The 13952-nt window shown below is 70.9% G+C and carries 12 protein-coding genes; 8 read left to right on the forward strand and 4 right to left on the reverse strand.

Annotated features, from left to right (window positions below):
- The first annotated feature begins 4 nt into the window (after positions 1–4).
- The 3 genes from AFR_RS18170 (at position 5) to AFR_RS18180 (ending at position 3266) form a co-directional block, all read left to right on the forward strand.
- On the forward strand, positions 5–508 hold the full coding sequence (locus AFR_RS18170; RefSeq protein WP_148307996.1) for a DJ-1/PfpI family protein: 504 nt from the start codon (positions 5–7) through the stop codon (positions 506–508).
- Positions 509–579: 71 nt separating this feature from the next.
- Entirely contained in the window at positions 580–1971 is a 1392-nt protein-coding gene (locus AFR_RS18175; RefSeq protein WP_023362240.1) for a glycoside hydrolase family 10 protein, read from the forward strand.
- Complete coding sequence (locus AFR_RS18180; RefSeq protein ID WP_023362242.1) at positions 1968–3266, forward strand: extracellular catalytic domain type 1 short-chain-length polyhydroxyalkanoate depolymerase; 1299 nt, start codon at positions 1968–1970, stop codon at positions 3264–3266. Before AFR_RS18175 ends, AFR_RS18180 begins: the two co-directional genes overlap by 4 nt.
- Before the next feature lie 55 nt (positions 3267–3321).
- Here the strand turns inward: AFR_RS18180 and AFR_RS18185 are convergent, their stop codons facing one another.
- A complete protein-coding gene (locus tag AFR_RS18185) occupies positions 3322–5079 on the reverse strand; it encodes a VWA domain-containing protein (protein WP_238547299.1) in 1758 nt (585 codons plus the stop codon).
- 221 nt (positions 5080–5300) lie between these two features.
- On the opposite strand from AFR_RS18185, the gene ligA reads away from it, so the two are divergent.
- Complete coding sequence (gene ligA / locus AFR_RS18190; RefSeq protein ID WP_023362245.1) at positions 5301–7421, forward strand: NAD-dependent DNA ligase LigA; 2121 nt, start codon at positions 5301–5303, stop codon at positions 7419–7421.
- Positions 7422–7451: 30 nt separating this feature from the next.
- Here ligA and AFR_RS18195 read toward each other — a convergent pair whose 3' ends face one another.
- Positions 7452–8012: a dihydrofolate reductase family protein gene (locus tag AFR_RS18195; RefSeq protein ID WP_023362247.1), complete on the reverse strand. Its 561-nt coding sequence runs from the start codon at positions 8010–8012 to the stop codon at positions 7452–7454.
- Positions 8013–8176: 164 nt separating this feature from the next.
- Between AFR_RS18195 and AFR_RS18200 the strand changes: the two genes are divergently transcribed.
- Genes AFR_RS18200 through AFR_RS18215 form a run of 4 tightly spaced genes read left to right on the forward strand, consistent with a single transcriptional unit; the run spans position 8177 to position 12134 of the window.
- On the forward strand, positions 8177–9433 hold the full coding sequence (locus tag AFR_RS18200; protein ID WP_238547300.1) for a GlnX family signal transduction membrane protein: 1257 nt from the start codon (positions 8177–8179) through the stop codon (positions 9431–9433).
- Between the two features lie 9 nt (positions 9434–9442).
- The gene (pstS, locus tag AFR_RS18205) at positions 9443–10480 is read left to right on the forward strand and encodes a phosphate ABC transporter substrate-binding protein PstS (RefSeq protein WP_023362254.1); all 1038 of its coding nucleotides are present in this window, start codon (positions 9443–9445) and stop codon (positions 10478–10480) included.
- A 9-nt stretch (positions 10481–10489) separates the two neighbouring features.
- The gene (locus AFR_RS18210) at positions 10490–11545 is read left to right on the forward strand and encodes an aldo/keto reductase (RefSeq protein WP_023362256.1); all 1056 of its coding nucleotides are present in this window, start codon (positions 10490–10492) and stop codon (positions 11543–11545) included.
- Between the two features lie 10 nt (positions 11546–11555).
- A complete protein-coding gene (locus AFR_RS18215; protein ID WP_023362258.1) occupies positions 11556–12134 on the forward strand; it encodes a TetR/AcrR family transcriptional regulator in 579 nt (192 codons plus the stop codon).
- Here AFR_RS18215 and AFR_RS18220 read toward each other — a convergent pair.
- Both AFR_RS18220 and AFR_RS18225 read right to left on the reverse strand, forming a co-directional pair.
- Positions 12131–12910 carry an ABC transporter permease gene (locus AFR_RS18220; RefSeq protein ID WP_023362260.1) on the reverse strand — a complete coding sequence of 260 codons (780 nt, stop codon included), beginning with the start codon at positions 12908–12910 and terminating at the stop codon, positions 12131–12133. The genes AFR_RS18215 and AFR_RS18220 overlap by 4 nt on opposite strands.
- Positions 12907–13836: a daunorubicin resistance protein DrrA family ABC transporter ATP-binding protein gene (locus AFR_RS18225; RefSeq protein ID WP_023362262.1), complete on the reverse strand. Its 930-nt coding sequence runs from the start codon at positions 13834–13836 to the stop codon at positions 12907–12909. The genes AFR_RS18220 and AFR_RS18225 overlap by 4 nt, the downstream gene beginning before the upstream one ends.
- Positions 13837–13952 lie beyond the last annotated feature (116 nt).

Raw genomic sequence — 13952 nt, forward strand, 5'->3', positions numbered from 1 at the left:
GACCATGACCAACGTTGCGGTGCTGGTGCCGCCGAGCAACGGACGGGCGCGGCTGTCGACGTACCGTGCCGTTTTCGGCGGCCCGGTCTTCGACCTGTCGTTCGCCGCCGGTGGCCTGCCGTTCGCCGGGCAGGATCTGCTCGCCCGGGCCGACATCCTGGCCGTGGCGCCGCTGGCCCGCGGTGCCCGTGACAACGGCGCGGAGGTCGCCGAGGCGCTGCGGGACGCCGCCCGCCGCAACTGCCGCATCCTGGCGGTGGGGGAGGCGGTGCTCACCCTGGCCGCCGCCGGGCTGCTCGACGGGCGGGCGGCCTCCACGTGTCCCGCGCACGCCGACGAGCTGCGGCGGCGCTTCCCGCGCGTCCGCATCGCTCCCGGTGTGCGGTACGTCGACGACGACCCGATCTTCACGGCGGCCGACGGGCCGGCCGGTCTGGACCTGTGCCTGCATCTGGTCCGCAAGTACCACGGCGCGGCCGCGGCCGCGGCGATCGCCCGAACCCTGTAACCCGCCCGTCCTGATCCCCCCAGGTTTCCGCTGTCAAGTGGGAGCGCTCCCAAGTGAGAAAGGCACACCGCATGAATCAGCCACCCGTCGCCCGGAGATCCCCGCTCCGGCTGGCCACCACCCTGATCGCCGCGAGCCTCGTCGCCGCCGGCACGGCTGTCGCCCTGGCGACCTCCGCCGACGCCGCCACGACACTGGGCGCCTCGGCCGCCGCGTCGGGCCGCTACTTCGGTGCGGCCGTCTCGGCGAACAAGCTCTCGGACTCGACCTACGTGGGCATCCTCAACCGCGAGTTCAACAGCGTCACCCCCGAGAACGAGATGAAGATCGACGCGACCGAGCCCACCCAGGGCCAGTTCAGCTACGCCAACGCCGACCGGATCGTGAGCCACGCCAAGGCGCAGGGCATGCAGGTACGCGGTCACACGCTCGCCTGGCACTCCCAGCAGCCCGGCTGGATGCAGAACATGAGCGGCACCGCCCTGCGCAACGCCATGCTCAACCACGTCACGCAGGTCGCCACCCACTACCGCGGCCAGCTGTCGGCCTGGGACGTGGTGAACGAGGCGTTCGCCGACGGCGGCAGCGGCGCCCGCCGCGACTCGAACCTCCAGCGCACCGGCAACGACTGGATCGAGGCCGCCTTCCGGGCCGCCCGGGCCGCCGATCCGGCGACCAAGCTCTGCTACAACGACTACAACACCGACGACTGGGGTCAGGCCAAGACGCAGGCCGTCTACTCGATGGTCCGCGACTTCAAGGCCCGCGGTGTCCCCATCGACTGCGTCGGCTTCCAGTCGCACTTCAACAGCGGGTCCCCGTACCCGAGCAACTACCGGACCACGCTGTCGAGCTTCGCGGCGCTCGGTGTCGACGTGCAGATCACCGAACTGGACATCGAGGGGTCCGGCACGACGCAGGCGAACACGTACCGCAACGTCGTGAACGACTGCCTCGCGGTCGCCCGGTGCAACGGCATCACGGTCTGGGGCATCCGGGACACCGACTCGTGGCGTGCCAGCGGGACCCCGCTGCTGTTCGACGGCAGCGGCAACAAGAAGGCTGCCTACACGGCCGTGCTCGAGGCGCTGAACAGTGGCGGCACGACTGATCCCACCACCCCGCCGCCGTCCAGCCCCGGCCCCACCACGCCTCCTCCGGCCGGTGGCGGCGCCTGCTCCGCGAGCGTCACGCTGAACCAGTGGACCGGTGGCTTCACGGCGACCGTCAAGGTCACCGCCGGTGCCTCCGCGGTCAACGGCTGGTCCGTCACCGTCACCCTGCCGTCCGGCACCTCGGTCACCAACACCTGGAACGCCGTGGCCACCGGCAGCAGCGGCTCGGTCCGCTTCGGCAACGCCGCGTACAACCCGCGGATCGCCCCCGGAGGCAGCACGGAGTTCGGCTTCCAGGGCACCGGAACCGGCCCGTCCGGCACCCCGTCCTGCGCAGCCACCGCATGAAACGGCTCTTCCTCGCGCTGGTCGCCGTGGTCACCTTCCTCGGGGTGACCTCGGCCCCGGCGGCCGCGGCCTCCCTCCAGGAGGTCACCGCCTTCGGCGCCAACCCCACCGGTCTCCGGATGCACCTCTACGTCCCGGACCGTCTGCCCACCAACCCCGCGGTCCTCGTGGCCGTGCACTACTGCACGGGATCCGGGCCGGCGTTCTACTCCGGTACGCAGTTCGCCTCGCTGGCCGACCGGTACGGATACATCGTCATCTACCCGTCCGCGACCCGCTCCGGCAACTGTTTCGACGTGTCCTCACCGGGTGCGCTGCGCCACGACGGCAACAGCGACCCGCAGGGAATCGTGTCGATGGTCCGCTACGTGCAGGACCGGTACCGCACGGATCCGGCCCGCACGTTCGTCACCGGTGCGTCGTCCGGCGCGATGATGACCAACGTGCTGCTCGGCGACTACCCGGACGTGTTCCGGGCCGGGTCGGCGTTCATGGGTGTGCCGTTCGGTTGTTTCGCGACCACCGACGGCTCGAGCTGGAACAGCGCCTGCGCCAACGGCCAGATCACGAAGACACCGCAGGCCTGGGGCGACCTGGTCCGGGCCGCGTACCCGGGATACACGGGCGCGCGTCCCCGGATGCAGGTCTGGCACGGCACGGAGGACGCAACACTGCGCTACCCGAACTTCGCCGAGGAGATCAAGCAGTGGACCAACGTGCTCGGTGTCAGCCAGACACCGGTGCTGACCGATTCACCCCAGTCCGGCTGGACGCGGACACGGTACGGCTCCGCGGGTACGCAGGCTCCGGTCGAGGCGATCAGCGCCGCCGGAGTGGGTCACTCGCTGCCCGCCGCGGGCATGGCGGAGCGGACGATCGCGTTCTTCGGCCTGGACTCGGGCACCGTCCCGGACCCGACGAATCCGCCGACCACTCCGCCGACCACTCCGCCGACGACCCCGCCGACCTCTCCGCCTGCCGGTAACTGCCGGGTCGGTTACACGGTCAACGCCTGGAGTTCGGGCCTGACCGCTTCCATCGCCATCACGAACACGGGACCGGCCCTGACCAGCTGGACCCTGGGCTTCACCCTGCCGGCCGGACAGACGATCACGTCCGGCTGGAATGCCACCTACACGCCGTCGAGCGGGGCGGTCACCGCCCGCAACGTCTCCTACAACGGCGCACTGGCGACCGGAGCCTCCACCTCCATCGGCCTCCAGGCCACCCACACCGGCGACAGTGGCAAGCCGGGGGCGTTCACGCTCAACGGCGTCGCCTGCGTGATCGCCTGATGACCGCCTGCTGTCCCGGACCGGGTGAGCCGGGGCAGCAGGCTTCAGGCGGTTGTCACGCGCCCGACCGCGTCGCGATCGCCTCGAGGAAGATGTCGGAGATCCGCGCCGGGTCCTCGGCGATGAACACCCCACCGGAGCTGGTGGCGCTCGCGATCTGCGTGAGCTCGTTCCGGTCGACGCCCGTACCGATACCGATGAAGACCAGGCGGACCGGGCGCTTCGGGTCCCGCAGTTTCTTGAGCTTAGCCAGCAGCTCACCCCGCTTGAGACCACCGGGATTCTCGTTGGCCCCGTCGGTGAAGAGAATGACCGAGTTCACCCGGCCCGGCTGCCAGCTGTCCTGCACGTTCCGGTACGCCGCCAGCGCCGTGTCGTAGAGCCCGGTGTCGCCGTCCGGCTTCGGGATGATCTGGGAGATGGCGCCGTTCAGCTCCGTCCGGCCGGAGGTCAACGGGGTGATCGGCACGAGCTCTTTCCACGGCCGGCTGCCGACCATGTCGGTCGAGAAGATCCAGGTGCCGACGGCCCACCGGTCGTCGAAGAGTGCCAGCCCCTGCGCCGCCGCCCGCTGGGTCACCTCGGCCCGGGTGATGTTCCCGGCGGTCGGCACCTTCTCCAGCATCGAGCCCGAGACGTCGAAGACCGCGAGCACCCGGCCTGGCAGCGTGATCGCCGCCCAGCTGCCCAGCACCTGGTTGATCCCGGTGACCGCCCTGGTCGCGGCAGCCGCCTGCCCGGCGGCATCGGCGGGCACCACGTTCACCGGCGCGGCAACCGCGGGAGCACCGGCGGGTGCGATGAAACCGGCACCCGCCGCGCCGTCCGGGCCCCGCAGACCGGCCGCCGCGAGAGCGTCACGGAAACCCTGCCCGCGCAACACGTCGTGGAACGCGCCGGCCGCGGCCTGCTTCTGCGGATCGGTCTCCGGCATCACCGCGAACGGGTAGTTCAGGGCGGCCGGGGCCGGATCGAGATAGAGCGCCGCCAGCTGGATCGGCGGCTTCCCCGCGTTGAACGCCACCACGTCCTCTTCGGACAGTGGCGCGGCGCTCAGCGCGGTCGTCACGTCCTCGACCGACCGCGGGAACTTCTCCAGCAGGTCCTGCCGGATACTCGAACTGTTGGCGGCGAGTGCTCGCAACGCGAAGACCTTCTTCTGCGTACCGGCGGCGTCACTGCCGGCCGCACCACCCAGGGCGAGCAGACCGGCCAGCCCGGCCGCGTCCCGGGTCGGGTCGACGATGCCCGGACGCAGGGCGTTGCCGCCCCCGGTGATCGTCGCCAGCATGTCCTTCCACTGCAGCTTCTTCTTCGGCCAGCCGAGCTTCTGTGCGATCGGCGCGGGCATGGCCAGCACGACCGGGCTCTCGGCGATCGGCTCCCGGTCGGTCGGGACAAAACCGGGCGCCTCGGAACTCACCCGCAGCAGCCACATCGACGAGTCGGGGAGCCAGACATCCGGGACGGTGCCTTTGCCCTGCCCCGCGCCGAGCCCGGTGAGGGTCACGCCGTGCCGCTGCGCGATCGTCGCGGCGCCGGCGGCGGACTCGACGTCCTCGACGCTGACCGCCACGCAGACGCCACCGACCTGGGCGTCCTCGCCCTCCATCCACTTCTGCGCGGTGGTGCGCACGGCACCGGCGATCTCGGGGGCCGCCGCCACGTTCAGCTTGACCTGCCCCGAACAGTCCTGCGCGGCCAACTGTTCGTAACCGACCCAGGAGCCGGCGCCGATCACCACAACGGCGGCCGTGGCCGAGGCGAGGATGATTCCGGTCAGGCTGAAGTTTCTGCGATGGCGTCCGGACACGCGCTCCATGGTCCGCAGGTGAAGATCCGATCGCCAGGGACGTTCGGACGAACCTTCACCCCCCATGCAGAATTATGCCGAAGCTAAACCTTTCCGTCCGGTCACCACTGCACGTGGTGATGAGTCGGACACGCAGCGCGAGATTCCCTGCCTGCCGAGTTTTGTCGGACCCGTGCGATATCAAAGACACCGCACACCGGTTCCAGGAAAGCGAGTCCCGCATGACCTCCGCCTCACCCGAGCTCACCGGCCACGAGGTCGCGCCGGTCGTCGACGCGGCGAAGGCCGCGTCCTTCGGCACCGCCGAGGACTACCGCGCCGCGATCGCCCGTATCCGGTCGGCCGCCGAGTCCTACTACGCGGGCACCGACCTGGCCATGGACGACGCGACCTACGACGCCCTGCTGGCGCGTGTCGCCGCCACCGAGCAGGCCGAGCCCGGCTGGGCCGAGGCCGGATCCCCGACCACCACCGTCGGGGCGGGTGTCGCGGGCGGCGACGTCGAGCACAGCACCCCCATGCTGAGCCTCGACAACGTCTTCGACGCCGACGAGCTGCGCACCTGGGCCGCGCGCCTGGACCGTGTCCTCGGCCGCCCGGCCCAGGGTTACACCGTCGAGCCGAAGATCGACGGCATGGCCATCGCCGCCCGCTACACCGACGGTCGCCTGCGCCAGATCGCCACCCGCGGTGACGGCCGCGCCGGCGAGGACGTCACCACCCAGGCCCGCCTCGTCGCCGGCCTGCCCGCCGAGCTGACCCGCCCGGTCACTGTCGAGGTCCGCGGTGAGGTCTTCATGACCGACGCCGACTTCGCCCGGGCCAACGAGCTGCGTGTCGCCCACGGCGGCCAGGCCTTCGCCAACCCCCGCAGCGCCGCCGCCGGCACCCTCCGGGCCCAGGACCGCGCCTACGACGCACCCCTGTCGTTCCTCGCCTACGCCGTGCACGACCTCCCCGGCGGCGAGGGCCTGACACACTCCGCCGCCATGGCCGCGATCGCCGGCCTCGGGGTGGCCACCACCGCGGGCTCCCCGGCCGGCATGCCGCAGTGCGCGACCGTCGACGACCTCCTGGCCGCGATCACCGCGATGGGCGAGGCCCGCGGCACCCTCGGCTTCGACATCGACGGCGCGGTGGTCAAGGCCGACGACCCCACCGACCGCGACCGGGCCGGCTCGTCCAGCCGCGCACCCCGCTGGGCGATCGCGCACAAGTTCCCGGCCGACACCCGCACCAGCAAGCTCGCGGCCATCGAAGTCCAGGTCGGCCGCACCGGCGTCATCACCCCGGTCGCCGTCCTCGAGCCCGTCCAGGTCGGCGGCGTGATCGTCACCTCGGCCACCCTCCACAACTTCGACGACCTGGTCCGCCGCGACGTCCGCGTCGGCGACACCGTCTTCGTCCGCCGCGCCGGCGAGGTCATCCCCGAGATCACCGGTGCCAAGCTCGACGAACGCCCCGCCGACGCCCGGCCCTTCACCCCACCCGAGGTCTGCCCCCGCTGCGGCGGCGAGATCGACCGCACCCAGAAACGCTGGCGCTGCGTCCAGGGCCGGGCCTGCGGCGCGGGCGAGTCCCTGTCGTACTTCGCCGCCCGCGACTCCATGGACATCGAAGGCCTCGGCGACAAGGTCATCGCCGGCCTCGTCGCCGCCGGCCTGGTCACCGACCCGGCCGACCTCTACGACCTGGACGTCGAAGCCCTGTCCCGGCTCGACCGCCTCGGCCGCACCTCGGCCACCAAACTCGTCGCCAACATCGAAGCCTCCAAGGCCCAGCCCCTGTCCCGCGTCCTCACCGGCCTCGGCGTCCGCATGACCGGCCGCTCGATGTCCCGCCGCCTGGCCCGCCACTTCGGCTCCATGGAAGCCCTGACCTCGGCCACCGTCGACGAACTTCAGGAGGTCGAGGCGGTCGGCCCCGAGCGCGCGGCCACCATCGCCGCCGAGCTCACCGACCTGGCCCCGGTCATCGCCAAACTCACGGCCCGCGGCATCACCATGACCGAACCCGGCGCGCCCACTTCTTCCGCCCGGCCGGCCACTCTGCCTCTGCCTCTACAGAAGGAGGACGGCAAGCCGATGACCGTCGTCGTCACCGGCTCGGTCCCGGGCCTGACCCGCAACGAAGGCAACGAGGCCGTCGAAACCATGGGCGGCAAGTCGTCCGGCTCGGTCTCCGCCCGCACCGACCTGGTCGTGGTCGGCGAGGGCGCCGGCAGCAAGGCCGCCAAAGCCGAGACCCTCGGCGTCCCCATCATGGCGTCGCAACGCTTCGCCGACCTCCTGACCGAACACAACGCCGGCTCCTCACCCACCCTCGCCGACTACCTCGACTGACCCCGCCGGCGCGATTCGGTTGCCCGGCTGTCAAAGCGTGTAACGGAGGAGGACACAACCGGCGCTGAATGTGCGTGATTCGACGAGGGTGAGTTCGGGCGGCGAATAGCCTTCCGGGAACAGCCGGCGTCCCTCACCGAGTAGCACCGGATAGACGAAAAGCCGGACCTCGTCGACAAGCTCGTTGCGGAACAGGTCCTGTGCCAGGGTGATGCTGCCGGTGAGGACGATGTCGGTGCCGTCCTGCGCTTTCAGTGCGGTAATCTCCCCGGCCAGTTCTGTACCGCCGCGCAGGACGGTCGTCCCGCTCCAGCCCGGGTCGTTCATCGTGCGCGAGACGACGTACTTCGCCACACGGTTCAGATGGTCCGTGACTCCGGTCCGGTCGTCTTGAAGCTGCGGCCAGAAGCCGCGCATTTCCTCGAACGTGACCCGCCCGACGAGGAAACCGTCGGAGGCGGCGCTGTGCTCGGCGGTCACCTGCTGCAGTTCGCGGTTCTGTGGTGTGTCCGCGGTCGGATCGAACCAGCACCTGGCGTTGTCGACGATCCCGTCCAGGGTGATGTTCTGCGTGACGACGATGCGGCGCATCCACTGACCTCCACGATGGGGAACGGTGGATTTGTACCCCACCTCACGTGGTTGCAACCGACGATCGCCCGGCAACCTGAAGTCGGAATGCGTTTTGTAAATAGACGTCGAGGGAACATGAGCTGAACAATTGAGAATGGCATTCGTGTATTACCGTGTGCGGTGTGTCAGTGGTGACAAAAGCGTTGAGCAACAAAACGCCGGTGCGGTTGCGGCTGTGGGCTTCTGCCGTTGTGGTCACCGCGGTGGCTCTGCTGGCTTCGACCAGTTTGTTGATGGGCCGCGTGCAGCAGCAGGTGCGGGTCATCGGGGAAGAGGCGGCGCCGCAGGCGGCCACCGCGGCCGACCTCTACTTCGCGCTCAGTGATCTGGACGCGCAGGTCGCTCGGATGCTGCTGATCCGGGACGGCGGGCAGATCGACGCGCTCGGGACGTACAGGGAACGGAGTCTGCAGGTGGATGCCGACCTGCAGCGATCGCTGACGACCGCGACCGGTGACGCCGAGCGGGCCATCGTTCTGGACCTGCTCAACCAGCTGGCCGTTTACCGGCAGTGGGTGTGGCAGACGTTGACGGCCCAGTCGCAGGGGCCGCCGCAGCCGCCCGGGAAGCTGCCGCCGGACGCTCTGGGCTACTACACGCAGGCGACCAACGTCCTGCACCTCGAACTACTGCCCACCGCGCAGCGGTTGCGGGACGCCGGCGAGATGCGGCTCGACCGGGCGTACGCGGGGAAGCGGAGCACCCAGGTCTGGGGTGTTGTCCTGACCGTTGTGCTGGGTGCCGGGCTGGTGGTGCTGCTGCTGGCTCTGCAGGTGTGGATGGCCCGGCGGTTCCGGCGGGTGCTGAACCCGGCGCTGGCCGCGGCGACCGTGCTGACGGCGGTCCTCGCGGCCGCGGCCGGGCTGGTGTTCGTGCGGCAGGCGCAGGAGCTCGGTGCGGCGCGCGACGACAGTTTGCGGCCCTATCTGGCGTTGTCGCAGGCCCGGGCGCTCAGTTACGACGCGGCGGCCGACACGAGCCGCTATCTGATCAGTGCCAACCTGCCGCTCTATCGCGACGACTTCGCCAGGAAGTCGGAGCGGCTGGTCGACGCCGTGGCCGACAAGCAGGTGGTCGATCGGTGGCTGGCGTACGAGCGTGGGCACGAGAAGGTCGTGGCGCTGGCCGGGGCGGGTCGGACCGGCGCGGCGATCGACACGCTGACCGGGATCCGGCGGGGTGACGCGGCGTTCGACTTCTCGTACTTCGATGCCGCGGTCGACGAGATCGCCGCCGGGCACAAGCGTGACTTCGACCGCTCGCTCGGTGACACGGAGCGGCTGCTGGCCGGGTGGACGCTCATCCCGGTGCTGCTGCTCGGGCTCGTGATCCTGCTCGTGCCGCTCGGCGTCCGCCGGCGCCTGAACGAGTACCGCTGAGGGGGCGTCATGAGGTTTCTGCCCGTACTGCTGGTGGCGCTGGTCGCCGGGTGTGGCACGAGCGCCGCCACCGCGACCGGCGCCGAGGGCATCTCGTGCGCGGCCGGGTCGATCACGGCGCAGGGGTCGTCGGCGCAGACCACCGTGGTCAGCGCCTGGATCAAGGGCTATCAGATCGCCTGCCCCGAAGCCACGATCGCGTACGCGTCCACGGGGTCGGGCGCCGGCGTCCGTGCCTTCGGTGCGGGGACCGGCGACTTCGTGGGTACCGACTCGGTGCTTTCGGGGGAAGGCCGGCGGACCGTGGGCGCGCGCTGCCCGGCCGTGCACCTGCCCTTGGTGGTCGGCCCGATCGCCTTGGCCTACAACGTGGCCGGGGTGGGTGGACTCCAGCTGCGGCCGGCCACCGTGGCGAAGATCTTCGCGGGCGTGGTGACCGTCTGGAACGACCCGGCTGTCGTCGCCGACAATCCCGGTGTGACGCTGCCGTCCACGAAGATCCGGACGGTGCACCGGAAGGACAACTCCGGCACGACGGACAACTTCACCCGCTTCCTGACGGCGGCCGGGGGTGCCGACTGGAAGTTCGGCGCCGGGAGCGTCTGGTCCGCGCCGGGCGGTTCCGCCGAGCAGGGCAGCAACGGCGTGGCCACCGCGATCGCCCGCACCGACGGCGCGATCGGGTACGTCGAGGGCTCCTACGCGCGGTTCCACCAGCTCGCGACGGCGCGGATCGGCAACGGTGCGGGGGAGTTCGCCGTGCTGACCGACGAGGCCGCCGCGCTGACGATTGCCGGTGCGCGCGTCTCGGGTACGGGCGGGGACCTGCGCCTCACCGTCGACCACCGCGTCGCGGCGCCCGGGGCGTACCCGATCGTGCTCGTCACGTACGAGGTGGTCTGCGGGAAGGGTTCGCCCGCGCTGGTCAGGAGCTTTCTCGCCTACGCCGCGAGCCCGGCCGGGCAGGCCGCGGCCGCCCGCCTGGGTTACGCGCCGCTGCCGGAGAAGCTTCGCGCTCAGGTCGTGGCGGCGATCAACCGGCTCTAGGGTTGGTTCATGGAATATCGCGCGCTCGGTAAGTCAGGTCTGCGGGTCTCGGTGCTCACGATGGGCACCATGACGTTCGGCGGCAAGGGCGGTTTTGCCGACGTCGGCTCGACCGACGTGGCGGAGGCCCGCCGCCAGGTCGACCAGTGCCTCGACGCCGGGGTCAATCTGATCGACACCGCGGACGTCTACTCCGGCGGGGTCTCCGAGGAGATCGTCGGTGAGGTCCTCGAGGGCCGGCGCAACGACGTCCTCGTCGCGACCAAGGTGCGGATGCCGATGGGGTCCGGGCCGAACGACGCCGGTCTGTCGCGGCACCACGTCATCAAGGGGTGCGAGGACAGCCTGCGGCGGCTGCGGACCGACCACATCGACCTCTACCAGGTGCACGAGTGGGACGGGCTGACGCCGCTCGAGGAGACCCTCGAGGCGCTCGACCTGCTGGTCAAGGCGGGCAAGGTCCGGTACGTCGGCGCGTCGAACTACGCCGGCTGGCAGCTGATGAAGGCGCTCGGCACCGCCGACCGCACCGGGCTGCCGCGGTTCGTCAGCCAGCAGATCTACTACTCGCTGCAGGCCCGCGACGCCGAGTACGAGCTGATCCCGGCCGCGGTCGACCAGGGCCTCGGTGTGCTCGTGTGGAGCCCGCTGGCCGGTGGTCTGCTGTCGGGCAAGTACAGGCGGGACGCGCAGCCGTCCGGCGGTTCGCGTCAGCTCACCGAGTGGAACGAGCCACCCGTGCACGACCGGGAGAAGCTCTACGACACCGTCGAGGTGCTCGTCGCCATCGGCGCCGACCGGGGTGTCTCGGCGGCGCAGGTCGCCCTCGCGTACCTGCTGGGCCGGCCCGCGGTGACCTCGCTGGTGATCGGCGCGCGGACCGCCGAGCAGCTCGCCGACAACCTGGCCGCGGCCGACCTGACACTGACCGCCGAGGAACGGGCGCGGCTCGACGAGGTGAGCGCGCCGACGCTGCTGTACCCGTATTGGCACCAGGCGAAGACCGCCAGTGACAGGCTCTCACCCGCGGACCTGACGCTGCTCGGACCGCACCTCACCTCTTAGCATTGTCGGCATGCCCAAACAGGTCGACCATCAGGCGCGGCGGACCCAGATCGCCGACGCCCTCGTCCGGGTCGCCGCCGAGCAGGGGCTCGAAGCGGTCAGCCTGCGGCACGTCGCGGCGGCCGCGGACGTGTCGACGGGCATGGTGCAGCACTACTTCCGCACCAAGGACGAGATGATGGGCTTCGCGATGGCGGTGGTCCGCGAACGAAACCAGGAGCGCATCACCGGGCGGATGAGCCGGCTCGGCCCGGAACCGGGGCCGCGGGAGCTCCTGCGGACGCTGATCGCCGGGGTGCTCCCGCTCGACGACGAGAGCCGGGCGTACGGGCGGGTGGCGCTGGCCTTTCTCGCGTACACGGCGGTGCGCCCGGCCGCCGGCGACCCGCTGCGCAAGGACACCGAGGAGCTGCTCGGTTTTGTCACGGACCTGATCCGCGCGGGCGGGAAGGCGAGCGACCCGGCCGGCGCCGCGGCCGGGCTGCTCGCCGTGATGGAGGGCCTGGGTGTCCACCTGCTCGCCGGCCACTTCACGCCCGAGCGGGCGATCGGTGCCCTCGACACCCACCTCGACCTGCTCTTTCCCTAGGCGCGGAGCCGCCGGTAGGCCCGCGCGGACAGCGGCAGGAACACCGCTGTGATCAGGGCGGGCCAGGCCACGGCCAGCAGCACCGCGTGGTCCGCGAGGGGTCCCTGGGTCACGCCGGTCGGGTTGCCGAAGAGCACCCGCGCCGCCGTCGCGGTCGCTGACACCGGGTTCCAGGCGGCGATCGCGCCCACCCAGCCCGGCATCGTCTCGGCCGAGACGAGCGCCGTGGAGAGGAAGCCGATCGGCCAGATCAGCACCTGCACCGCCTGGGTGCCGCCCTCACCGCGGATCGCCAGTCCGAGAAAGATGCCGATCCACAGCATCGCGAAGCGCAGGAACAGCAGGAGCAGCACCGCGAGCAGCGCCGAGGCCGGGTCCGAGCCGATCCGCCAGCCGATGAGCAGACCGCCGAGGATCAGCACGAGCAACTCGGCCGCCGAGTTGGTCAGGTCCGCGCCGGCCCGGCCGAGCGTCACCGCCGCGCTGCTGATCGGCATCGAGCGGAACCGGTCCGTCACGCCCTTGCGGGAATCCGCGGCCATCGCGGTGGTGGTCGCCTCGATGCCGAACATCATGGACAGCGCGAGCATCCCGGGCAGCAGGAACGTGATGTAGTCGCCGCCGCCGGGCACCTCGATCGCGCCGCCGAACAGGAAACCGAAAACGAGCAGCAACATGATCGTGAAGAGCAGCCCGAAGATCGGCGCCCAGGGCTGGCGGACCCAGTGGGCCAGGTCCCGTTGCGTGATGATCCAGCCGTGCCGGAGTGCGGTCACCGGTTCGCCTCCTCGGTGGTCAGGCTGAGGAAAACTTCGTCCAGGGTCGGGCGCCGCAGGACGAGGTCGTCGGGGGTGATCCCGGCCCGGTCCAGGGCCCGGACCAGCTCGGCGAGCAGGACCACACCGGAACCGGACGCGTACGTCGCGGTGTGCGCCTCCTCGTCCATCGAGACGGGTCCGTCGATCAGCGTCCGCAGCGGCTCGTGCCGGGGGAACGTGACGGTCACCCGGTCGCCACCGAGCCGGCGTTTCAGCTCGTCGGGGGAGCCGGACGCCACGACCCGGCCGTGGTCGAGCACCGAGATCCCGTCGGCGAGCTGGTCGGCCTCGTCCAGAAATTGCGTGGTCAGCAGGACCGTGGTGCCCAGCCCGGCGACCTCCCGCACGGTCTCCCACACCTCGTTGCGGGCCCGCGGGTCGAGCCCGGTGGTCGGTTCGTCGAGGAAGAGCACGGCCGGGCGCAGGATCAGCCCGGCGGCGATGTCCAGGCGGCGGCGCATCCCACCCGAGTACGTGGAGACGGCCCGTTCCGCCGCCGCGGCCAGCCCGAACGCGTCGAGCAGTTCGCCGGCGCGGGTTTTCGCGGCTGCGGTGGACAGGCCGTACAGGCGACGGAACATGACCAGGTTCTGCCGGCCGCCGAGGATCTCGTCGACGGCCGGGTGCTGACCGACGAGGCCGATGCGCGTGCGTACCTGCTTGGGCTGGCGCCGGACGTCGAGCCCGGCGACGCGGGCGGTGCCGCCGTCGAGGTCGATCAGGGTGGCCAGGGCCCGGACCGCGGTGCTCTTGCCGGCGCCGTTCGGGCCGAGCAGTCCGTGGATGGTGCCGGCCGCGACGGTGAGGTCGAAGCCGTCGAGTGCGTGGAGGTCGCCGTAGCGCTTGCGCAGTCCCTGCGCGACGAGTGCGTGCTCGGTTGTCACGGTTCCCCTAACTCCGTATGCCTTACGGAAAATCCCGCGGGCAACGTCAGACAGGTCACCGAACGGTACGGCGGCTGCGAATGGGTGGTTACGCGGACGTACCCGAACGCCCGCGT

The sequence above is a fragment of the Amorphoplanes friuliensis DSM 7358 genome (assembly GCF_000494755.1).
Lineage (GTDB): Bacteria > Actinomycetota > Actinomycetes > Mycobacteriales > Micromonosporaceae > Actinoplanes > Actinoplanes friuliensis.